Below are 21,473 nucleotides of genomic sequence, written 5' to 3'. Positions count from 1 at the left end.
ATCAAGATTGGAGCCGCGCGGCTCAAAGCCGATGGCTGCGGGGATCGAAATCGCGAGCGATGGAGTCCTTGGCCGGGTCATGGGCGGCGGCATCGCCATGCAGGTCGGGCATATGCGCGCCGTGGCGGTCGTCGGGGGCCCGGTTGTCGGGATGAACTTCGCCATGCGCGGGACCGGGCGGACGGGTGCCGAAACCCTGACGCGCGGCCGGCTCCGGGCGCCGGTCTTGGGAATTGCCCATCAATTCGCGGATCAGGACCGCGACATCGCCGAATTCGCGGACGATCTGGGCGGCTTGCCCCGCGACGCCGCCAAACCCCGTTACCGCGTGATTGACCGAGCGCATCACGCTGTCCACCCCCTGGCTGAGGCTTTGGGTGTTCTGTTCGATCTCTTGCATCAGGTTGCGGCGGGGCGCGCGGCGGCGAGGCCGGGCGCGCGGCTCGTCCGCCGAGGGGGCGGCGAAACGCGCGGCGCGATCCTGGGCGTCTTGTCGGGCACCTTGTCGGGGGGGACGGTCGTCGCGGGCCGCCTCGGCGGGCATGTGGGGCGGCTTGGCCGGGCGCGGCCCGCCGGCGGGGGATTTGTCGCCATCCAGCAGGTCGGCGACATGGCGGGCGGCATAGACCGTGCCGGCCGTCAGGGCCGCCGCGGCGATCCCGGTGCCGCCCCAGACGATCCACTTCGCCAGCCGGGACGGGCGCGGATAGCTGCGCGAGCCGTCCGGCGAAACATCGCCCGAGGGCGGGATGCGGCGCGATTCATGCGGCCCGTGAGGAGGCCTGTGCCCCTGGGGCACGGGGCGGGGGCCAAAGCGGGTCTCGCTGAGCACATCCGCATCGGTCCGGGTGACGCCCAAATCGCCCTGCGGGTCGGGATCGCGGCGGTCGGAGTGGTGGCTGCTCATGGGATTGTCCTTGGGATGAGGCCGCGGTCGTGGGGCTGAAGTTTGGGGATCAACCCGCAAGCCGGCCCGAACGTTCCCCGGCCCGCGTGTGGCGATGCCATGAAAAAACGCGCCGCAGGCGGCGCGTTTCGGGGTCTTGCCAGGGAAAGGACGCGATCAGTTCGCGTCGCCATCCTCGTCGCGGCCGGCAGAGCCGATATCGTCGAACAGTTCGGCGATTTCGAACTCGGCGGCGGCCTCTTCTTCGGCGGCCAGTTCCTGGATCGACTTGCCCGAGGCTTGCAGCTTGGCTTCCTCGGCCGAGCGGGCGACGTTCAGCCTGATCGTCGCACCGACTTCCGGGTGCAGGTGAACGCGCACCTCGTGCAGGCCCAGTTCCTTGATCGGCGCGGTCAGAACGACCTGACGACGCTCGACCGAGAAGCCTTCGGCAATGGCGGCATCGGCGGCATCGCGCGGCGTGACCGAACCGTAAAGCGCGCCGGCGTCCGAGGCCGAACGGATGATGACGAAGATCTGGCCGTCCAGTTTCTCGGCCAGCTTCTGCGCATCGGCGCGGGTTTCGTCGTTGCGGTTGGCCAGTTCGACCTTACGCTCTTCGAAGGCCGCGATATTGGCTTCCGAGGCCCGCAGCGCCTTGCCTTGCGGCAAGAGGAAGTTGCGCGCGAAGCCGTCTTTCACCTTCACGACATCGCCCATCTGGCCCAGCTTGGCCACACGTTCCAGCAGGATGACTTGCATGATCGTCTCTCCTTACTTCACGGCATAGGGAAGCAGGGCGAGGAAGCGGGCGCGCTTGATGGCGCGGGCCAGTTCACGCTGCTTCTTCGCCGAGACGGCGGTGATGCGCGAGGGCACGATCTTGCCGCGTTCCGAAACGTAACGCTGAAGCAGACGCGTATCCTTGTAATCGATGGCAGGAGCGTTGTCGCCCGAGAAGGGGCACACTTTCCGGCGGCGGAAGAAGGGTTTGTTCGCCATGGTTCTGGTTCCTTTCCCTTAGTTCCGGTCGTCGCGTTCGCGACGCTCGCGGCGTTCGCCACGGTCCCCGCGATCACCACGGTCTCCGCGATCGCCACGGTCACCGCGCTCACGCTCGTCGCGCTTCTGCATCTGGACCGAGGGGCCGTCCTTGTGCTCGTCCACGCGGACGGTCAGCACGCGCATCACGTCGTCATGCAGACGGGCCAGGCGCTCCATCTCCTGCACGGCGGCCGAGGGCGCGTCCGAACGCAGGAAGGCGTAATGGCCCTTGCGGTTCTTGTTGATCTTGTAGGCAAGCGTGCGCACGCCCCAGTATTCGTTATCGACGACCTTGCCGCCATTATCGGCGAGAACGGTCGAGAAATGTTCGATCAGCCCCTCGGCCTGCGTGTTCGACAGGTCCTGGCGGGCGATCAGCACATGCTCATAAAGCGGCATGTCTGCACCTATGTTCAAAGCGCATTTCAACGGCGGGACAGTCCCTCCGCGCCCCGCCACGAGAGGCTGCGCCGGTTTCGCTTATGCGGAAGGATGCGCCCTTATAGCGGCGGTCGGCGTGATTGCAAGGCGAAATCCCCTTGGATCATGGGGGCGGGGCATTCCTTCCCGCCGCCTTCCCCATTGCGGCGACAGTGTTTCGCCGCCTGGTCTCAACACGCATTTGTCAGGATATGTTAAGCAGGGCCTTGTTGCGACAAGGGCATTCCCCGGCGACAGTAAACCGATAAATTCCATCAGGAGATCATCATGAAGCCGTTTTTCATTCCCGCAGCCCTCGCTCTGGTCCTGACCGGGACCGCCGCCCTGGCCGAGCCGGTGGCCTATGATTTCGATCCCTCGCACAGCCAGGTCGTGTTCGATTACGGGCATATGGGCTTTTCGACCAGCACCGGCATCATCAACGGCGTGACCGGCAAGCTGATGCTGGATGCCGAGAACCCGGCCAGTTCCAGCGTCGAGGCGACGATCCCGCTTTCCGGTCTGGTCAGCGTCTCGCCCGTGCTGGACGGGCATCTTTTCGGGCCGAACTTTCTGAACACCGACAAGGCCACGGCGCTGGCCACCTTCAAATCCACCAAGGTGGAGGTCGAGGGCGACGGCAAGGAAGCCAAGGTCACGGGCGATCTGACGCTGAACGGGGTGACCAAGCCGGTGGTGCTGGATGTGGAACTGCGCCAGCTCGCCAAACACCCGATGAGCGGCCAGGAGGTCGCGGGCTTCGATGCGGAAACCAGCATCCTGCGCTCGGATTTCAACCTGGGCAAATTCGCCCCCGCCGTGGATGACAAGCTGGACATCAGCATCACGGTCGAGGCGCCCAAGGCTGGCTAAGGGCGTTTCCGATCAGGAACAATGTCTTGCATCCTGTTTCTGATACGGCTTCCAGGGGTGGCCCCGGATCCTTTCCCAGGGCCGGGGCGGTGATGCGGCGGTTGCGGCTTGCCGCCCGGCGGATCTGGGGCTAATCCCCGGCCATGCTGCCTCAGGACCGCCTTCTTCAGATCATCCAGCGTTTCGAGTTTCTCGAAGCGCAGTTGAATGCCGGTCCCGCGCCGGACAGGATCGCCGCGATCAGCCGCGAATATGCCGAACTGAAACCCGTGGTCGCCCAGATCCAGGAATGGCGCGCGGCCCAGGACGGCATCCGCGAGGCTCAGGCGATGCTGGCGGACGCCGAGATGCGCGAACTGGCCGAGGATGAGCTGTCGCGCCTGCGCGGGCTTCTGCCCGATCTGGAGCACCGTCTGCGCCTGGCGCTGCTGCCCAGGGACGCCGCCGACGCCCGCCCCGCCATCCTTGAAATCCGCCCAGGCACCGGCGGCGACGAGGCCGCGCTTTTCGCGGGGGATCTGCTCTCGATGTATCGCCGCTATGCCGAATCGCAGGGCTGGAGCTTCCAGATCCTGGAACTGGCCGAATCCGAACTGGGCGGCGTGCGCGAGGTCACCGCCCGGATCGAGGGCGAGGGCGTCTTTGCCCGGCTGAAATACGAATCCGGCGTGCATCGCGTCCAGCGCGTCCCCGAGACCGAATCCGGCGGCCGCATCCATACCAGCGCGGCCACCGTCGCCGTCCTGCCCGAGGCCGAAGAGGTCGATATCGACATCCCCGCCGGCGACATCCGCATCGACACCATGCGCGCCTCGGGGGCGGGGGGACAGCATGTCAACACCACCGACTCGGCGGTGCGCATCACCCATCTGCCGACCGGAATCATCGTCACCAGTTCGGAAAAATCCCAGCACCAGAACCGCGCCAATGCCATGGCCGTCCTGCGCGCGCGGCTTTACGATATCGAACGCTCGCGCGCCGATGCCGAGCGCGCCGCCGACCGCAAGAGCCAGGTGGGTTCAGGCGACCGCAGCGAGCGCATCCGCACCTACAACTTTCCCCAGGGCCGCATGACCGATCACCGGATCGGGCTGACGCTTTACGCGCTGGACCGCATCATTGCGGGCGACCTGGCCGAGACCACCGATGCCCTGATCGCGCATGACCAGGCCGCGCGCCTGGCCGCTCAGGAAGGCTGATGCCCGGCGCCGCCGATCTGTTGCGCGATGCCCAGGCGCGGCTGGCCGCCGCAGGCGTGCCCGACCCCGCGCGCGATGCCCAGCGCCTGTTTCAGCACGCGCTGGAGGCCTTGGGCCAGCCGCCGGTCCCGCGCCACCGCCTGACCGAACATACGCCGGATCAGGCCCTGGCGGATGCCTATGCCGGGCTTGTCGCCGCCCGTGCCGCGCGTCAGCCGGTCAGCCAGATCGTCGGCCGCCGCGCCTTCTGGAAGCATGATTTCCGCGTCACTCCCGACACGCTGGATCCCCGCCCCGAAACCGAATTGCTGGTAGAACTGGCGCTGTCCGAAGCGTTCGAAAGCGTGCTCGACCTTGGCACCGGGACGGGCGCGATCCTGATCTCGCTTCTGGCCGAGCGGCGCGCGGCGCGCGGGCTTGGCACCGACCTTTCCCGTGCCGCCCTGGACGTGGCGCGCGGAAATGCCGAGGCGGTCGGCGTGCGGCCCGAATTCCGGTTTTCGGACTGGTATGGGGCTGTCGATGGCCGCTTCGACCTGATCGTCTCGAACCCGCCCTATATCGCACTGTCCGAGATGGCGGATCTTTCCCCCGAGGTGCGCGACTGGGAGCCGCGCCTGGCGCTGACCGATGAGGGCGACGGGCTTGCCGCCTATCGCGCCATCTGCGCCGGGGCCCTGGCCCATCTGAACCCCCAGGGCCGGCTGATGGTCGAGATAGGCCCCAGCCAGGGCGCCGCCGTCCAGGGGCTGATGCGGCAGGCGGGGCTGACGCAGGTGACGCTGCGTCAGGATCTGGATGGCCGGGACCGGGCGGTCTGGGGCCGCAATCCGGTCACAAGCTGCGGCTAATCGCTCAAAACCTCGCAAATGCGGAAGATTCCCCTTGTAAGGCGGGCCGAGGGATGGTTAGTGGGACTTGTGACGGGGGCGACAGGCCCACGCACGGGTCAGTTAATCTCAGCCTTCACTGGTAGACGGGACATCGGGCTAAACGCCGCTCCTGAACTGGCACTCGCTGCAATAAGAACGACCCTAACCTGAGTCGGCCCTTTGCCGGACCCACGAATTGACAACAAGCTGATGAGATCATCCAAATCCCGTTCGCGTAACAAGTCGAACCGCCAGCGCACGCTGGGCAATATCGTCAACCGCGTCTTCGATTCCTCGGGTCCCGAGGGTAAGGTGCGCGGCACGCCGCAGCAGATCATTGAGAAGTATCTGGCGCTGGCGCGCGACGCCCAACTCTCGAACGACCGTGTGGCCGAGCAGAGCTTCCTTCAGCATGCCGAGCATTACACCCGCATGCTGGGCGAGGCGCAGCGCGAAATGGCCGAGCGGCAAAGCCATCAGAACGGCTTTTCGCGCGATGATGACCGCGACGAGGGTGAGAGTGCCCAGTCCGGTCAGGGCCAGAACGCCGGCGGCCAGCAAAATGGCGGCCATTACCAGAACGGCAACCGTGATCGCGACGACAGCCGGGGTGAGCATCGCCAGGACGGCCGGGGCGAGCGCCGCGACAATCGCCAGAGCGATCGTTTCCAGGACCGCCGCGACCAGAATCGCGAGCAGAACCAGAACCGTGAGGATCGCCGAGAAGATCGCCGTGAGGATCGTGCCCCCCGGCAGGAAAAGCCCCCGGTCGATGAGCCGGCCCAGGGCCTGCCCCCGGTGATCGGGGTCGAGGATCGCTCAGGCCCGGTCGAGACGCCCGAGACCAATACCGCGCCGGAACTGCCTTTGCTCGCGCCCGAGCCGTCGCCCGAGCCCGTGCCCGAGGTTGCCGAAAAGGCGCCCCGCCGCCGCGCGCCTCGCAGTAGCACCGGCGCGGCCCCACGCAGCCGCCGCAAGCCTGCCGCCGATGCGGAAGGCGCGCCGGAAAAAGCCTCGAACGAGTAAGCCCTAAAGCGTTTCTGCTTTAACCTGGGACATACCGGGCAGCCTTGAGGTAGTTCCAGCATTCGTCGGGATCGAAGAGATCACAGACCTCGCCGATTGCCTTGAAGACATCGGTGAAGGTTGGTGCTCCGATCCTGCGCAGGTGGGCCTTGAGCTTGGCGAATGCCATCTCGATAGGGTTCAGATCCGGCGAATATGGCGGCAGATAGATGAACCAGCAACGATGGGCATGCAGAGCCTCGGCAGCCTGCCTGTTGTGGTGGGCGGCAAGGTTGTCGAGGATCACCACGGTTCCCGGCTCGATCTCCGGGATCAGGACTTCGCGCACCCAGGTTGCGAAGGCGGGACCGTCCATTGCGCCCTTGATGCACCAGGGCGCGATCAGGGCCTCCGTGGTGAGGCCGGCGATCAGGGTCTGTGTTCCCCAACTGCCGAAGGGCGCATCCATGGTCAGGCGTGTGCCACGCAGGGCCCGGCCCCGCAGGCGGGTAAGATTGGTCTTCACCGAAGTTTCATCAATAAAAACCACGCGATCCGGGTGATCGGCGATGGCGGGCAGGCGATGCGCGAACCAGTCGATCCGCCGCTGCCTTACCCTGCTACCACGGCGCCCGGCGGCCACCAGAGACTTTTTTATAGGTGAACCCAAGCCGTGACAGCAGGCTGGCGATGGACGAATGATGGACCCGAACACCTTCCGCCGCGGCCAGCGCGTCCCTGAGTTCCAACAGCGTGATGTCGAGGTCTTGTGCAAGCAGTTCCTCGAAAAAGGCCCGGTGCGAAGCAAGCTTGCCATGCCCCGTGGGACGGCCCTGGGGCAATGGCTCGGCATGCCCATTGGTCCTGGTCGCCCGCGCCCGGGCGCCGGTCGCCCGCGAGAGCTTCAGCCGCAGCGCCGCTGCCCGGCCACTCAGACCCTCATCGATATATCGATGAAACCGAACCCGAAGTGCCGATGGCAATGGTGCTGACATGATCCATCCTCCCAAATGGAAGGGAATCACGATCAGCACCGCCACGGAACCCCAAGTGAGCCAGCGTTCAACAGAAATGCTTTAGCGCGGCGCGGCGGCCAATCCCCGCGCCAGCGCGCAGAATTGCTCCAGCCCGATCTCCTCGGCTCTTGCGGTGGGTGCGATGCCCGCTGCGAGCAGCAGATCCTCGATTCCCGGATGCAGCCCCTTCAGCGAGGCGCGCAGCATCTTGCGCCGCTGGTTGAAGCCCGCCGCGACGACGCGGCTCAGCACCGCCGGATCGGCGGGAAAGCGGGGCTCGGGCAGGGCGGTCAGATGCACCACCGCCGAATGGATCTTCGGCGCCGGCACGAAAGCCTCGGGCGGCAAGGTCATCACGATCTTCGCGTCCGAACGCCATTGCGCCAATACCGCCAGTCGCCCATAGGCTTTGCCGCCGGGGCGGGCCACGATACGCTCGGCCACTTCCTTCTGGAACATCAGGGTCAGCGACTGCCAGAAGGGCGGCCAGTCCGGCGGCGTCAGCCAGCGGATCAGAAGCTCGGTGCCCACATTGTAGGGCAGGTTCGCGCAGATGCGGATCGGTGGCGTCAGATGCGCCAGCGGATCGACCTCCAGCGCATCGCCCAGGATCACGTCCAGCCGCCCCGGATAGGCAGCCGAGATTTCGGCCAGGGCAGGCAGGGCGCGCGCGTCCTTCTCGATGGCCAGCACCCTGCGCACGCCCTCGGCCAGAAGCCCGCGCGTCAGCCCGCCGGGGCCTGGGCCGACCTCGATCACGTCACAGCCGTGCAGATCCCCGGCCGCCCGCGCGATCTTGGCGGTCAGATTCAGATCCAGCAGAAAGTTCTGGCCCAATTGCTTCTTCGCGCGCAGGTCATGGCGGGCGATGACCTCGCGCAGGGGGGGCAGGCCGTCGATCGTGCTCATGCCCGGCGCCCCGCCATCTCCCAGGCCATGCGCAAGGCGGCGACGACGCTGCCCGCCTCGGCGATGCCGCGCCCGGCGATGTCGAAGGCGGTGCCGTGATCGGGAGAGGTCCGCACGAATGGCAGGCCCAGCGTCACATTGACCCCGCCCGCGAAATCCAGCGTCTTGATCGGGATCAGCGCCTGATCGTGATAGGCACAGATCGCGGCGTCATAGCGGCTGCGCGCCGGGGCGTGAAACATCGTGTCCGCGGGCAGAGGGCCGGTCAGCGCAAACCCCTCGCCGCGCAGCCGCGCAACCAGGGCCGCGATCCAGGTCGCTTCCTCATGGCCCATCACGCCATTCTCGCCGGCATGCGGGTTCAGCCCGGCCACGGCCAGCCGTGGTGCCTGAATGCCGAAATCCCGGCGTAATGCGGCGTCGGTCATGCGGATCGCCTGCTCCAAAGCGGCGGGGGTGAAGGCCGCCGGGACCTGGGACAGGGCGATATGGATCGTCACCGGCACCACCCGGCAAGGCGGCTCGGCTTCGGTCGAGGCCAGCATCATGGCCACCGGCACGCCACCCGCCAGATGCGCCAGATATTCCGTATGACCCGGAAAGGGAAAACTCGCGCCCCGCTTCAGCGCCTCCTTGCTGATCGGCAGCGTGCAGATCCCGCCCGCCGCCCCGGATTGGGCCAGACCCACCGCCCGCGCGATCACGTCGATCACGGCCTGCGCATTGGCGGGGTCGGGTTGCCCTGCCACGCGGGGCGTCGGAAACTCGTGGCGCAGTACCGCCAGCCGTCCCTCGGGCAGCGGTTCCGACAGGGCTTCCAGTTCGACCCAGTCCGTTCCTTCGGGCAGATGCCGGGGATCGCCCAGAAAGACGAAGGGCACGCCCGATGCCAGCGCCTTCGGCGCCAGTTCCGGGCCGACCCCCGCTGGTTCGCCGCAGGTCAGGATGATGGGCCGGGCCAAACTCATTCTTTCTTGTCCAAATATCCCGGGGGAGCGCTTTGCGCGCCCCATTTAGGGGCACGCAAAACGCGGGGGCGGAGCCCCCGGCGGGTGGTGCCGTCAGGGACGGCGGATGATCGCATTGGCGCGCAGCTCCGCCAGGCTGTTTTCCGCAGCCTGGCCGATCTTGGCGTTATAGATCTGGTTCTGCACGTCGTTTCGCTGCGGCAGGGCGTTCGGATCGGGCTGCGCGGGCGCGTCATTTCCCGCATCCACCGGGGGCGGGGCCGGGTTCGCCAGCAGGGCGGGACTGCGCTTGCACAGCATCAGAAGCTCGACCGCGCCACCTTGGTCGATGATCGTGCTTTCATTGTCGTCCAGCACCGCCAGCCGCAACGCCTCGCCCGTGGGGATCTGGCCCTGGGGCAGGGTCTGGCGCTGGATCTGCTCGGGCGGCAACCCGCGCGCGTGAACGAAAACATCCGCGCATGTGTCCGAGACCGCCGCGATCCGCGCCGCCTCCTGCGCCGAGGCCAGACGAAAGCGCACGAAATCCAGCACCTGCTCGGTCGCGCCGGGGCGCAGAGAACCCTGCGTGCCGCGCAGGAAGAACAGCACCACCGCGCCTTGCACCTGCAAGGGTTGGCTCACCTGGCCGGGCTGCATCTGCAACAGGATCGGACGCAGGCTGGGCGGCAGGTTCGCCAGCGGGGTCGTCGGCAGCCGCCCGCCATTCGGAGCCGAGGGCGTGGCCGAATATTGCCGGGCAAAGGCGGCGAAATCGCTTTCGCCTCGGGTCTGGGCCGTGATGCGTTCGGCCAGGGCCATGGCCTTGTCTTCCTGGCCGGGCGGGGCGGGGATGATCAGCTCGGACAGCGACACGCTGGTCACGCGCGGCGTTTCCAGCACCTTCTTCAGCGCCTGATCGACCTCGGCATCACTGACGCGCACCATGCCCACGACGCGCTGGCGGATGAATTCGCGCCACAAAACCTGCGTCGTCACATAATCCACGAGGGTTTGCCGCTCGATCCCGCTATGGGACAACAGTTGGACGAATTGCTCGGTGCTCAGATTGCCTCGGCTGGCGAACTCCTCAAGCCCGGCATTGACCTGCTCTTCGCTGGCCGAGATGCCGGCCTGCTTGGCGGCCTGGGCCTTCAGCCTGTCGTCGATCAACTCCTTCTCGATCGAGGCGCGGTCGGTCTGGGGCGCGCGCAGGATCTGCATGAAGCGCATGCGCTGGTCCAGTTCGAACCGGGTCACGGCTCCCCCGTTCACATAGACCAGCGGCTGGAACGGGTTGCCTTGCGCCTTTGCGGGCAGCGGGCCAAGGCCGGGCAGCGTGCCCGTGCCGGCCAGAATCGCGGTCGCAGCCGCAGCCATAAGAATTCGACGCATCAGCTCCCTCGCCGCTTCGTTTCGCCAGACCTTAACGCAGGCAGGCGCGGCGCGCCACCGTTCCCGACCCCGACGACTGCTTGCCGAAACCGCCCAGCCGCACGCCCAGATCGAAGCTCGTATCCGCGCGCAACGTGTCGGTCGAGGTGAATCGCCGCTCGACCGACATTTCGACGGTGATGCATTCGTTGCGGTATTTCAGGCCCAGTTCGGCTTTCTGGGCACGGTCGGCGATGAAGTCGTAGCGCGTCTCGGCCGTGGCCCACCAGCCGTCCCGGATCTGCCATCCGGCAGTCGTGGTCAGTTCCGAGGCATCTTCCAGCCGGTCCTCGGCCGCGTTCGAATCAAGCCACAGATAGCCCGCGGAAAGCTGCAATCCGGGCCGCAGCCAGCCCAGGCGCAACTCGTTGCGGCTGATCGACAGGCTGTCGTCGATCAGCGCCCGGTTCACCAGCGCCAGCCCGTTCGCCGATTGATAATTGGCCGAGATGAGCCAGTCCGAGCTTTTGCGTCCCTGTGGCCCGGTCTTCTGGAAATCGGAGTCGGGTTCGGTGCGCAACACCCGGCCCCCGGTCAGGCCGATCGACCAGCCCGAGGGGTCGATCCGGGTCCAGCCGACGCCGATATTGGCGCGCAAACCGCTTTCGCGCGCGTCCCAGCCCGGAAAGCGGTCCAGCGAGAACAGATTGCCCTCGTCGAACTCGATCAGTTGGCTGTCTTCGTTCGGGACATCGTTGCTGTGAACGCGCTCGGGCGACCAGATCAGCTGCGCCACCGGCTCGATGATATGCGTGACGCCACCGGCATGGCGGGCGAAGGGCCAGCGCAGCTCGGCGGCCAGGGTCGGATCGGCGCGGATCACCCAATCCTCATAATCGCTGTCCTGGTTGATACGATAAAGATCGGCGTTAAGCTGCGTCTCGACCTTGCCGAGCATTCCCAGGGGCAGGACTTCGTTCCTTTGCCAGTCCAGCGTGAACGAGCCGCGCGCCATGTCGCGGCCGCTCACGTCGACGCCGGAGGCGCGGCGATGCGCGTGCAGCGACCATTCCATGCTGGCGATGCCGCCGATCCGCTTGGGTTGCCAGCGCCTTTGCCACAGCGCATCCGCCACGAACGAGGGTGTCAGTTCCGCGGCCTCGTCGTCGCGCAGCGATTCGTAATTCCCCATGCGCGCGGTCAGCAGCCGGTCCCGCGCCACCCGGTCCAGCGTGACCCCGCTCCAAAGCCGGTCGGCATCGGTGATGTCGTAGTCCAGCAGATAGGCCCGGTCCTTGGCGATCTGCAATTGCAGGCCCAGTTGATAGCCGCGCGGCAATTCGAATCGCGCCGCGCCAAACAGATAGCCGCGCGTCACGCCACGTTCGATATCGTCGCGGCTGATGGCGCCGTCCAGTTCCATGACGCCGTTCTGGAACGCCTGGCGATAGCGCAGTTCCAGCGTCGAGGTGCGGCTGGCCGCGACATAGGGCGTCAGCGTCACGTCCGCATGATCGCCCAAGGTTACGAAATAGGGCAGCTTGATCCCGAAGCCCAGGCCCGAGGTGGTGCGAAACTCGGGCGAGAGAAACCCCGTCATCCGCTCGACCGTGGGATCGGGCGCGGTCAGCGCGGGCAGGCTGGCGATGGGCAGGCCCAGGGCGCGGAATTGCGGCTGGTCGAAATGCAGCATCTGGGTCTGGGCATCATGGGTGATCCTGCGGGCGCGGATTTCCCACAGGGGGATGGGGTCGTCGGCGCAGATCTGGCAGCTTGATGCCGCGACATTATCCAGCGTGGTCAGCCGGCCGTTATCCTCGCGCCGCATCTGCCGGGCGGCAAGCTGCAATTCGCGCGCCAGGACCAGCCGCGCGCCGCGCAGGATGCCGTCCTGAAGGTTCGCGTCAAGCTGGGCGCTGTCGGCGATGACGATGGTTTCCTGCGGTTGGCCACGCCGGGCCGGCTGGCTCAGGTGGATCGGCCCCTCGATTACCGCGCCGCCGGTCTTGCGGTCATAGACCACGCGAGAGGCGACGAGCCGCGTGCCCTGATACCAGATCACCACCCCGCCCGAGGCGGTCAGCGTATTGTCCGCGCCCAGCGTCACCTGATCGGCCAGCAGCGTGGCGGGACTGCCCGAGGACTGCCCATCCGTTCCGGCGCCGGGGGCGATGCGCAGCGCGCTCCGCCCGGCCGCGACGTTTGGCGTCTGCGATGCCTCGGTGCCGTCGGCCAGGCGCTGGTTGCTGTCGCTGCCCGTGGGCGCAAGGGCCGGGCCGGCGCTGTCGATGAAGTCGTCGCCGGTGCCATAGACCGGCAGGGTCTGGCCATCGGGGGCCAGGCTTTGCGCCAGGGCCGCGCCTGGCACCAGCGCGGGACCGGCCGCCAGAAGGCAGGCCATCGCCCCTGTCCGCCACGCTGTCCCGGCCACGGCCCTGGCTGTCGCTTTTCCGGCCATTCGCCGCCTTTTCATTGCATGCCTGGCTCGTGCCATCATCCGTCCTCCAGCCGCAGCAGCGCGCCAAGCGCGAAAAGAAGCGCCACGATCGGCGGCGTCCATCCGGCCATAGCCGCCGGGATGTCGCCGTTATCCCCAAGAACCTGCGCCAGGTTGCGCAGGAAGAACAGCCCGATGCCGCAGCCGAAGGCGCCCAGCACCAGCATGCCGGTCTTGCGCCCGCGCATATGCCGCATGGTGAAGACCGCCGCAATGGCCACCATCGCCGCCATCAGCAGCGGGCGCGCCAGTTCCATATGGAACCAGACCTTGTGCCGCTGGGCCGAGAAGCCGGCCCGCTCCAGCCCCCGGATGAAGGCGGGCAGTTGCCAGATCGGAATCGCCTCGGGGCGGCCGAAACTGTCGCGGATGCGCGCGGCGGTCAGATCGGTGGGAAGCTCCATCGCTTCCAGCGTCTGCGACATCAGTTCGGGATTCGCGGCGGTCAGCGGCCATTCCTTGACCTTGCGCAATTCCCAGGCGCCGCGCGTCAGCCGCGCCTCGGCGGCGTCCAGGCGGCGGATCGGTCCCTGATCCGGGGCAAATACCATGAATGTCGCGTTATAAAGCGTGGTCGCGTCGGGGCTGGCGCGGCTGGCGCGGATCACCACCTGGCCGCGCACCTCCTTGCCCTCGCTGTCCTGACTGCGCAGCGCCTGGCGCAGCCAGACGGCATCCTCGCCCAGGCTGACGGTCTGGCTGCCATCGGTCTGGATGCGCTGGACCGCCGCGTCATAGCGTTTCGAGGTCGCCGCGACCACCGGGTTCAGCACCGCGACGCAAAGCGCGCCCGCCAGCGCCGCCGCCACGGCGGGCGCCGCCAGCACGCGGATGCCCGACCGGCCCGAGGCGCGGATCGCGACCAGTTCGGAACTGCGCGACAGGTTCAGAAACAGCGCGATCCCCGCCAGCACGGTGATCAGCGGCAGGATGGAATAGAAGCTTGCCGTGATGTTCAGCGCCGAGAGGCCCGCCGCCCCCGTCAGACCGATGCCCTCGCCGGAAAAGCGGCGGATCTGCTCGACGATGTCGATCAGGAACAGGATCGCGGCGAAGATCGCCGCCACCACGATCAGCATGCGCAGGAAACGCCGCCCGACATAGGCTGAAAGGATCATGTCGCGGTCCTCGCCGTTCCGCGCGGCCGTCGCGGCCTGGCCGCGAGCCACAGCACAAGCACGCAGATCAGCGCCCCGACCGCCGGCGGCAGATAGATCAGCGGCCAGCGGGCGGGGGACTGCGCCACCTGATTCTCGGCCGCCGTGATCAGGAACTGCACGAAGATCAGCGCCACCACCGCCCAGATTACCTGACGCCAGACGCCAAAGCGGCTGAAGCCCCCCAGAAGCAGCATGGCAAAGCCCAGCATCGCCGCGATGGGCGACATCAGCGGCTTGGCCAGCCGCTCATGCGCCTCGGCCAGCGCGTCCTCGGGCGAGGCGCCGGTCGCCGACAGCAGTTCCGCGTCGGGGGTGAGCAGCCGCCAGGTCGAATAGCTGCGCAGGTCGCGCTTGCGGTTGGTGCTCTTGCTGACCAGCCCGGCCAGGTCATAGGCCAGTTCGTCGAAGCGTGTCACCGAAAGCCGTTGCTGGCCCTGGATCCGGCGCAGGTTCTGGATCATGCCGTGCAGCATCACCAGGCGCGGCCCGGCCTTGGTCCTGATCACAAGCGCCTCGGTCGCGGTATAGGTGCTTTCGTCCAAGGGATTGCGCGCGTCCTCAAGATAGAAGTCCTGAAGCCGCCCGTCGCCGGTGATCTCGCGGATGTAAAGCGTGACGCCGTCGACCGGGAACTGAAATCCCCCCGCGCGCAGGAATTGCGCGGTCACGTTCTGGGCGATCTCGGCCTGGCGGTCGGCCATGCGGCCCCGCGCCATCGGCACCAGCAGATGCACCAGGACCGCGACCATGACCGCGACCACCAGGCCGAAGACCAGCACCGGCCGGGCCATCCTCCAGGGCGACATGCCCGCCGATTGCGCGGCCACGAGTTCGGATTCGTTGGCCAGACGGTTGGTGCCGTAGGCCGTCGCGGTGAAGGCCGCGATGGGCAGCACGACCGAGATGACCAGAGGCAGCGTCAGCGCGGTGAATTCCAGCACCACCAGCGCTGTCTGGCCGTCCTGGATCAGTTGCTCGAACAGGGACACTGCCCGGTTGATCCAATAGACCGAGACCAGGACCAGCGCGAAGAACCCGAACAGCGTCAGGAACTGCGACAGGATATAGCGGTCGATCCGGGGCATGTGTCGGGCGGCTCTCGTCGGCGTCTTGCTGACTGCATAGCCGCTAGGTCCGGTTTGCGAAAGCCCCGGCTCTGGTCAAGCGCCGGTTGTCTGACTAGGTTCGGCCCCGAACGCAAAGCAGCGCGGAGAGCATCATGGCCCAGCCGGTCGAAATTTCCTTCACCCAGACGCAGAGCGCGGGCCTGGCCGAGCGCGAGGGCCGCGTGGCGATCCTGGTCCCCGAGACTGGGCGCCTGCCCGCCGGCCTGCCGCGCGCCGCGCGCGAGGCGGCGCTGCGGGCGATCGCCTCGGATGCCTGGAAAGGCGTGAAGCCGGGCAAATCCCTGGAACTGGGCTTTCCCGCGGGGATGGCGGCCGAGGCGCTGCAACTGGTATCCCTGCCGCGCCGCGCCGATGCGCTGACCGCGCGCCGGGCCGGCGCGTCCATCGGCGCCAGGCTTGGCAAACCGGGTGTGACGGTCCTGGCCGAGAGCCATCCCCAGGCCGCCGAGGTCGCGCTGGGCCTGGCGCTGCGGGCTTATGATTTCGATGCCTATAAAAGCGCCAGAAAGGACGAGCAGGCGGGCCGGGGCCGTGTCGTTTTCATGCATGGCGATGCCGAGGCTTTGGCCAGGGCCGCCCGGCCCGGCGCGGCCCTGGCCGAGGGCGTGTTCTTCACCCGCGACCTGGTGAATGAGCCGGCGAACGTGCTGACCACCGGCGATTTCGCCGACCGCCTGCTGGCCATGGGCGCGCTGGGCCTTGAGGTCGAGGTGCTGGAAGAGGACGCGCTGGAGAAGCTGGGCATGCGTGCGCTTCTGGGCGTGGGCCAGGGTTCGGAAAGCCCGTCCAAGGTCGTGGTCATGCGCTGGAACGGCGGCGGTGACGAGGCGCCCCTGGCGCTGGTCGGCAAGGGCGTCGTCTTCGACACCGGCGGGATCTCGATCAAGCCCGCCGCGGGCATGGAGGAGATGACCATGGACATGGGCGGGGCGGGTGTCGTCGCCGGGGTCATGCGCGCGTTGGCGCTGCGCGGCGCCAAGGCCAATGTCGTGGGCCTGGTCGGCCTGGTCGAGAACATGCCCGACGGTCGCGCCCAGCGTCCCGGCGATATCGTGAAGTCCATGAAGGGCGACACGATCGAGGTGATCAACACCGATGCCGAGGGCCGGCTGGTTCTGGCCGATGTGCTTTGGTATGCGCAGGAGCGTTTCAAGCCCGCCGCGATCGTCGATCTGGCGACGCTGACCGGGGCCGTGATCATCGCGCTGGGGCACGAGAACGCCGGGGTCTTCTCGAACGACGATGCGTTTGCGACGCAGTTTCTGGCGGCCGCCCGTGCCGAGGGAGAGGGGGCCTGGCGCCTGCCTCTGGCCGGTGCCTATGACAAGCTGATAGATTCGCGGCTGGCGGATGTGAAGAATACCGGCGGGCGGCCCGCCGGCTCGATCACCGCGGCGCAGTTTCTGCAACGCTTCGTGCGCGAGGATCTGCCCTGGATCCATCTTGACATCGCGGGTGTGGCCCTGCCGCCGGGCGAGACCGCGCTTTCGCCCAAGGGTGCCAGCGGCTGGGGCGTGCTGGCGCTGGACCGGCTGGTGCGCGACCGCTTCGAGCGCCGCGACTGATGGGCGCGGCCCTGTTCTATCACCTGACCCGCTCGGGCCCGGAGCAGCTTTTGCCGGTGCTGATCGGCAAGAGCCTGCAAGCAGGGTGGCGGGTCGAGTTGCGGGGCAGGGACCGCGCGCGCCAGGCGGCGCTGGATGAGCGGCTGTGGCAGGGGGACGGCTTTCTGCCGCATGGCTTGGCGGGCGGGCCGCATGATCCGAGGCAGCCGGTGCTGCTGACAGTCGAGGGGCAGGGGGCGCCGAACGCACCTCGCTGCCTGATCGCGCTGGACGGGGTCGGGGTCGAAGGGGGCGAGTGCCAGGCGATGGAGCGCTGTTGCATTCTTTTCGACGGCAGCGATCCGCAGGCATTGGAGCGTGCGCGTGTGCAATGGCGGCAATTGAAGGCCGAGGGGGTTACCGCTGAATATTGGTCCGAGGCCGATGGCCGTTGGGAGCGCAGGCAGTAAGGGGGGCTTTGCCCCCCACGCCTGGACGCCCCCTTGATGGGGGTGTCCAGGCGTTCCCCCCCAGGATATTTGGGCAAGAAAGAGGGGCTTAGCGTTCCAGGATGAGGCGGTCGCCCTCGATGCTGAGGCGGGCGAAGCGCGAGAGGTAGGACATGCCCATCAACGACTGGTCGAGCTGCGCGCGCAGCACCAGCGCCGCCACGTCGGAATCGCGGATCTCGCCGATGGCGACCTGGTCGAGGGTGACGGTCGCGGTCTCGACGATGCCGTTGGCCGTGCGCGCCTCGCCGCCATAGGCCAGGCTTTCGGTGTCTATGCCCGCGCGGCGCGCATCCGCCGGGCTGAGGGCCAGGGTGGTGGCGCCCGTATCGACGACGAAGCGCACCGGCGCGCCATTGACCCGCGCGGTCAGCTGGAAATGCCCGTCCTGGCCCAGCGGCACTTCGATCCGCCCGCCCGCGAGCATGCGGGTCTGGGGCAGCACCGCCTGGCGGATGTCGTCCCACAGTCCGGCAAGCGCGATCACGCCCAGGAAGATCATCGCCCAGGCCGCCGCCTGCCGCAGGGTCCTGCCGGGGCGGGCGCGCAGTTCGACCACCAGAAAGCCGCCCAGGGCGACCAGCAGCAGCGCGAGATAGGCCAGCCGGCCGAGGTCCTCCATCAGGCCAGCCCCGAGCCCTTGAGCCCGTCGATCACGAACTGGACGGAAAGCGCGGCGAGCAGCATGCCGAAAAGCCGCGTCACCACCATGGTCCCGGTTCGGCCCAGCAGATGCGCGATCGGCACCGCCAGCGCGAAAAGCAATGCCGCGATCCCCAGCACCGCCAGCATCATCCCATGGATGACGAGCGTATGCAGCGCGCTCTGGTTCTGGTTCACCAGCAGGATCATCGAGGCCAGCGCCCCAGGCCCGGCCAGGAGCGGCATCGCCAGCGGAAAGACCGAAGGATCGTCGCTATCCTCGCGCTCGGGGTCGTCGCGGGTCTGGCCCTCGCGCCGCTCGGTCCGGCGCTCGAAGAGCATGTCGAGCGCGGTCAGGAACAAAAGCACGCCCCCCGCGATGCGGAAGGCCGGAAGCGAGATGCCGATGCCGGCCAGGATCGCCTCGCCCGCGAGGCCGAAGAGCGTGAGCAGCCCTGCCGCGATGATCAGCGCCCGCCACCCCACTCGCCTGCACCGCGCCCGGTCCATGTTGCGGGTCAGCACGATGAACGGTGGCAGTAGCCCTATGGGGTCGATGACCACGAAAAGCGTGACGAAGGCACTGATGGTTTGTGTCATGTCCATGCCGCGACTATGGCGTGCGAAGTGCGGCTTGGAAAGTCCGGGCGCAGGATGCGGGGCCGCCGCATCACGCGTTTGGGGGTTTCCCGAAGGGCGCATGGCGCCTATATCGGGGAAAGTCTATATCTGCGCGGCCGTCGGGGCCGCGCCACGGAGGTAACAAGATGCACGCACCTTCCCCCATGGCGCTGTTGCTGATCGCAATCGTCGTTCTGGTCCTGTTCGGGCGCGGCAAGGTCTCGTCCCTGATGGGTGAGGTCGGCAAGGGAATCACCGCATTCAAGAAGGGCGTCAAGGAAGGCTCGGAGGAAGACAAGGCCGATCCCAAGGAGCTTGAGCCGAACTCGCCCGACGAGATCGCCCACGCCCGCGCCGAACTGGCCGCCGAGCGCGCCAAGCTGGATGCCGAGCGCGCGCGCATGTCCGCCGATACGGCGCTGCGCGACGTGACGCCCGGCGACCAGAACAAACTCTGAGCAGGGCGGCGCTGATCTGTCATGTTCGATATCGGCTGGAGTGAACTGCTGCTGATCGGCGTGGTCGCGCTGATCGTGATCGGTCCCGAGGATCTGCCCAAGCTGTTCCACACGCTGGGCCGGATCACCGCGCGGGCGCGGTCGATGGCGCGCGAGTTCACCAGCGCGATGGAGGATGCCGCCAAGTCCTCGGGTCTTGAAGAGGCGTCGAAGACGCTGCACGAGGTGAATTCGCTGACCTCGAAGCGCGGGCTGGGCCTGGATGCGCTGGAGCGTGCGACCGAGCGGTTCGAGAAATGGGATCCGCTGAACCCGCGCGACGAGGCCCGCCGCAAGGGGCTGGTGCCCGACCCATCGGCCCCCGTCGCCGAGAAACCCCCAGTGGCGGAGGCTTCCGCGCCCATGACGGGTGAGGCCCCGCCGGTGCCCGGCACCGCGCCCGACGCCCCGTCTTCGGACGAGGCCGCTGGTGGGCGGCGCCGGCTGCATGCGGTCCGACGCTCGGACCTGGATCATTGAGGCGGGACCGGACGCCCCAGCCCTGACCGCCCCAACATCAAGACAGGAAAGGCCGCAATCCCGTGGCGACGAATTCTGCCAAGCCGGACGATATCGAAGATTCCTCGGCCCCGCTGATCGAGCACCTGAAGGAGCTGCGCACGCGGCTGATCTGGTCCGTCCTGGCCTTCGTGCTGGCGATGGTCGTCTGCTATTTCGTCTGGAATCCGATCTTCGATTTCCTGACGCAGCCGATCTGCCATTCGCTGGAAAAGCGCGGCCAGACCTGCGGCCTGATCCTGCTGAAGCTGCAAGAGGGCTTCTTCGTCGCCATGCGCATCGCCTTTTTCGGCGGTTTCGTGCTGGCTTTTCCGGTGGTGGGCTATCAACTGTGGCGTTTTGTCGCGCCGGGACTTTACCGCAGCGAAAAGAACGCCTTGCTGCCCTTTCTGATCGCGTCGCCGGTCATGTTCCTGTTGGGCGGGGCCTTTGCCTATTACGTCATCCTGCCCTGGGCCTTCGACTTCTTCCTGGGCTTCCAGCAGGGTCCGCTGGCGTTGCCCGACGATCCCACGGCCGCAGCCACCGTTGTGGACACGGCGGCCAAGGAGCCGTGGGCCGGCATCGTTTTCCAGGGCTCGGTCGAGGAATACCTGGCGCTGACCACCAAGTTCATCCTGGCCTTCGGCCTCTCGTTCCAGCTTCCGGTGGCGCTGACGCTGATGGGCAAGGCGGGGCTGGTCAGCTCCGAGGGTCTGGCCAGCGTTCGGCGCTATGCGGTGATCGTGATCCTGGTCCTGGCGGCCATGGTGACGCCACCAGACGTGATCAGCCAGATCGTTCTTTTCACGGTGATTTATGGGCTTTACGAGGTCTCGATCTTCCTCGTGCGCCGGATCGAGCGCAAGCGCGCCCTTGAGGAGGCGGCCGATGAGTGAGCCGCTGCACCGCATCGCCGAGGCGCTGGAGCGCATGTCTCCGCCGCCCGCGTCCGCGCCGAGCTTTACCGAGGCCGCTGCCTATGTCTGGCATCCCGATCCCGACCGCTTGCAGCCGGTGCCGCAGGTCAGCCGTGTCGATCTGTCGCTGCTGATCGGGATCGACCGCGCGCGCGACACGCTGCTGGCCAACACGCTGCAATTCGCGCGCGGCTTCGCGGCGAACAATGCGTTGTTATGGGGGTCGCGGGGAATGGGAAAATCCTCGCTGGTGAAGTCCGTCCATGCCGAGGCGGTGCGACAGGGCCTGCCCCTGATCCTGGTCGAGATCGCGCGCGAGGATCTGGGTTCGGTCTCGCGGTTGCTGGATATCCTGGGCCAGGCCGGGGACAAGCGCTTCGTGCTGTTCTCGGACGACCTGTCCTTCAGCCATGACGACACGCAATACAAGTCGCTGAAGGCGGTGCTGGACGGCGGTATCAATGGCCGGCCGGCAAATGTGATTCTTTACGCGACCTCGAACCGGCGCCACCTGATGCCGCGCGACATGATCGATAACGAGCGTTCGACCGCGATCCATCCAGGCGAAGCGGTCGAGGAGAAGGTCTCGCTCTCGGACCGTTTCGGGCTTTGGCTGGGGTTCCACCCCTGTTCCCAGGACGAGTATCTGGCGATGATCCAGGGCTATTGCGCCGCGCATGGACTGGCTGTCGCCGAGGCCGAACTGCGCGCCGAGGCGATCGAATGGCAGGCGACGCGGGGATCACGCTCGGGGCGGGTTGCGTGGCAATTCTTCACCGATCTGGCAGGCCGCCACGGCATCGCCGTCTAGGGTTTTCGCAATTATAAACCCATGGTGGAAATCCGAATTCCGGTCATGCCGCATCGCAGCATGGCCGGATGGTTGCGGATCTTTTTCCCGCCAGGCTGGGCT

Annotated in this window: 24 protein-coding genes; 10 read left to right on the top strand and 14 right to left on the bottom strand. The window is 67.2% G+C overall.

All coding sequences use genetic code 11. The annotated features are described in order from the left end of the window. Positions 1 to 22: 22 nt before the first annotated feature. From QM682_RS10310 to rpsF, 4 genes are all read right to left on the bottom strand, one after another. Positions 23 to 907 (bottom strand): hypothetical protein, encoded by an 885-nt coding sequence (locus tag QM682_RS10310; RefSeq protein ID WP_415129387.1) that lies wholly within the window; start codon positions 905 to 907, stop codon positions 23 to 25. Positions 908 to 1,063: 156 nt separating this feature from the next. Continuing rightward, entirely contained in the window at positions 1,064 to 1,648 is a 585-nt protein-coding gene (gene rplI / locus QM682_RS10305) for a 50S ribosomal protein L9 (RefSeq protein WP_415129385.1), read from the bottom strand. Positions 1,649 to 1,660: 12 nt separating this feature from the next. After that, on the bottom strand, positions 1,661 to 1,888 hold the full coding sequence (rpsR, locus tag QM682_RS10300) for a 30S ribosomal protein S18 (RefSeq protein ID WP_022704737.1): 228 nt from the start codon (positions 1,886 to 1,888) through the stop codon (positions 1,661 to 1,663). Positions 1,889 to 1,906: 18 nt separating this feature from the next. Then, positions 1,907 to 2,329 carry a 30S ribosomal protein S6 gene (gene rpsF, locus QM682_RS10295; RefSeq protein ID WP_415129383.1) on the bottom strand — a complete coding sequence of 141 codons (423 nt, stop codon included), beginning with the start codon at positions 2,327 to 2,329 and terminating at the stop codon, positions 1,907 to 1,909. A 309-nt stretch (positions 2,330 to 2,638) separates the two neighbouring features. Here rpsF and QM682_RS10290 point away from each other — a divergent pair, with 309 nt between their 5' ends. The 4 genes from QM682_RS10290 (at position 2,639) to QM682_RS10275 (ending at position 6,320) form a co-directional block, all read left to right on the top strand. Next, positions 2,639 to 3,223 (top strand): YceI family protein, encoded by a 585-nt coding sequence (locus tag QM682_RS10290; protein ID WP_415129381.1) that lies wholly within the window; start codon positions 2,639 to 2,641, stop codon positions 3,221 to 3,223. Positions 3,224 to 3,366: 143 nt separating this feature from the next. After that, entirely contained in the window at positions 3,367 to 4,422 is a 1,056-nt protein-coding gene (prfA, locus tag QM682_RS10285) for a peptide chain release factor 1 (RefSeq protein WP_415129379.1), read from the top strand. After that, positions 4,422 to 5,273 carry a peptide chain release factor N(5)-glutamine methyltransferase gene (gene prmC, locus QM682_RS10280; protein WP_415129377.1) on the top strand — a complete coding sequence of 284 codons (852 nt, stop codon included), beginning with the start codon at positions 4,422 to 4,424 and terminating at the stop codon, positions 5,271 to 5,273. The genes prfA and prmC overlap by 1 nt, the downstream gene beginning before the upstream one ends. A gap of 231 nt (positions 5,274 to 5,504) precedes the next feature. Next, positions 5,505 to 6,320 carry a DUF4167 domain-containing protein gene (locus QM682_RS10275; RefSeq protein ID WP_415129375.1) on the top strand — a complete coding sequence of 272 codons (816 nt, stop codon included), beginning with the start codon at positions 5,505 to 5,507 and terminating at the stop codon, positions 6,318 to 6,320. A gap of 19 nt (positions 6,321 to 6,339) precedes the next feature. Here the strand turns inward: QM682_RS10275 and QM682_RS10270 are convergent, their stop codons facing one another. The 8 genes from QM682_RS10270 to lptF form a co-directional block, all read right to left on the bottom strand. Beyond that, positions 6,340 to 6,942, bottom strand: a complete 603-nt coding sequence (locus QM682_RS10270) for an IS630 family transposase (protein ID WP_415129373.1) — start codon at positions 6,940 to 6,942, stop codon at positions 6,340 to 6,342. After that, positions 6,920 to 7,339, bottom strand: coding sequence for a transposase (locus tag QM682_RS10265; protein ID WP_415127037.1), 420 nt, complete (start codon positions 7,337 to 7,339; stop codon positions 6,920 to 6,922). Before QM682_RS10265 ends, QM682_RS10270 begins: the two co-directional genes overlap by 23 nt. Positions 7,340 to 7,375: 36 nt before the next feature. Next, positions 7,376 to 8,224, bottom strand: a complete 849-nt coding sequence (rsmA, locus tag QM682_RS10260; RefSeq protein ID WP_415129371.1) for a 16S rRNA (adenine(1518)-N(6)/adenine(1519)-N(6))-dimethyltransferase RsmA — start codon at positions 8,222 to 8,224, stop codon at positions 7,376 to 7,378. After that, positions 8,221 to 9,192, bottom strand: coding sequence for a 4-hydroxythreonine-4-phosphate dehydrogenase PdxA (gene pdxA, locus QM682_RS10255; protein WP_415129369.1), 972 nt, complete (start codon positions 9,190 to 9,192; stop codon positions 8,221 to 8,223). Before pdxA ends, rsmA begins: the two co-directional genes overlap by 4 nt. Before the next feature lie 93 nt (positions 9,193 to 9,285). Beyond that, positions 9,286 to 10,566 carry a peptidylprolyl isomerase gene (locus QM682_RS10250; protein ID WP_415129367.1) on the bottom strand — a complete coding sequence of 427 codons (1,281 nt, stop codon included), beginning with the start codon at positions 10,564 to 10,566 and terminating at the stop codon, positions 9,286 to 9,288. 31 nt (positions 10,567 to 10,597) lie between these two features. Next, positions 10,598 to 12,946 carry an LPS-assembly protein LptD gene (locus tag QM682_RS10245; RefSeq protein WP_415129365.1) on the bottom strand — a complete coding sequence of 783 codons (2,349 nt, stop codon included), beginning with the start codon at positions 12,944 to 12,946 and terminating at the stop codon, positions 10,598 to 10,600. A 92-nt stretch (positions 12,947 to 13,038) separates the two neighbouring features. Continuing rightward, complete coding sequence (lptG, locus tag QM682_RS10240) at positions 13,039 to 14,160, bottom strand: LPS export ABC transporter permease LptG (RefSeq protein WP_415129363.1); 1,122 nt, start codon at positions 14,158 to 14,160, stop codon at positions 13,039 to 13,041. Further along, positions 14,157 to 15,287 carry an LPS export ABC transporter permease LptF gene (gene lptF, locus QM682_RS10235; protein ID WP_415129361.1) on the bottom strand — a complete coding sequence of 377 codons (1,131 nt, stop codon included), beginning with the start codon at positions 15,285 to 15,287 and terminating at the stop codon, positions 14,157 to 14,159. Before lptF ends, lptG begins: the two co-directional genes overlap by 4 nt. A 134-nt stretch (positions 15,288 to 15,421) precedes the next feature. Between lptF and QM682_RS10230 the strand changes: the two genes are divergently transcribed. Both QM682_RS10230 and QM682_RS10225 read left to right on the top strand, forming a co-directional pair. Continuing rightward, positions 15,422 to 16,894: a leucyl aminopeptidase gene (locus QM682_RS10230; protein WP_415129359.1), complete on the top strand. Its 1,473-nt coding sequence runs from the start codon at positions 15,422 to 15,424 to the stop codon at positions 16,892 to 16,894. Continuing rightward, positions 16,894 to 17,343, top strand: coding sequence for a DNA polymerase III subunit chi (locus tag QM682_RS10225; RefSeq protein WP_415129357.1), 450 nt, complete (start codon positions 16,894 to 16,896; stop codon positions 17,341 to 17,343). Before QM682_RS10230 ends, QM682_RS10225 begins: the two co-directional genes overlap by 1 nt. A gap of 88 nt (positions 17,344 to 17,431) precedes the next feature. On the opposite strand, the gene QM682_RS10220 is transcribed toward QM682_RS10225, so the two are convergent. Together QM682_RS10220 and QM682_RS10215 are read right to left on the bottom strand one after the other, a co-directional pair. Then, positions 17,432 to 18,004 carry a TIGR02281 family clan AA aspartic protease gene (locus QM682_RS10220; RefSeq protein WP_415129355.1) on the bottom strand — a complete coding sequence of 191 codons (573 nt, stop codon included), beginning with the start codon at positions 18,002 to 18,004 and terminating at the stop codon, positions 17,432 to 17,434. After that, entirely contained in the window at positions 18,004 to 18,630 is a 627-nt protein-coding gene (locus QM682_RS10215) for a MarC family protein (RefSeq protein WP_415129353.1), read from the bottom strand. Before QM682_RS10215 ends, QM682_RS10220 begins: the two co-directional genes overlap by 1 nt. Before the next feature lie 161 nt (positions 18,631 to 18,791). Between QM682_RS10215 and QM682_RS10210 the strand changes: the two genes are divergently transcribed. The 4 genes from QM682_RS10210 to QM682_RS10195 all read left to right on the top strand — a co-directional run bounded on the left by QM682_RS10210 (position 18,792) and on the right by QM682_RS10195 (position 21,371). Next, complete coding sequence (locus QM682_RS10210; protein WP_415129351.1) at positions 18,792 to 19,103, top strand: twin-arginine translocase TatA/TatE family subunit; 312 nt, start codon at positions 18,792 to 18,794, stop codon at positions 19,101 to 19,103. 21 nt (positions 19,104 to 19,124) lie between these two features. Beyond that, entirely contained in the window at positions 19,125 to 19,622 is a 498-nt protein-coding gene (gene tatB, locus QM682_RS10205; protein WP_415129349.1) for a Sec-independent protein translocase protein TatB, read from the top strand. A 62-nt stretch (positions 19,623 to 19,684) separates the two neighbouring features. Then, positions 19,685 to 20,539, top strand: coding sequence for a twin-arginine translocase subunit TatC (gene tatC, locus QM682_RS10200; protein ID WP_415129347.1), 855 nt, complete (start codon positions 19,685 to 19,687; stop codon positions 20,537 to 20,539). After that, entirely contained in the window at positions 20,532 to 21,371 is an 840-nt protein-coding gene (locus QM682_RS10195) for an ATP-binding protein (RefSeq protein ID WP_415129345.1), read from the top strand. Before tatC ends, QM682_RS10195 begins: the two co-directional genes overlap by 8 nt. The last annotated feature ends 102 nt before the right edge of the window (positions 21,372 to 21,473 follow it).

Source organism: Paracoccus sp. (in: a-proteobacteria), from assembly GCF_047605025.1.
GTDB lineage: Bacteria > Pseudomonadota > Alphaproteobacteria > Rhodobacterales > Rhodobacteraceae > Paracoccus.
Note: the sequence above shows the minus strand (reverse complement) of the source record. Positions and strands in the feature narration are given on the sequence as shown.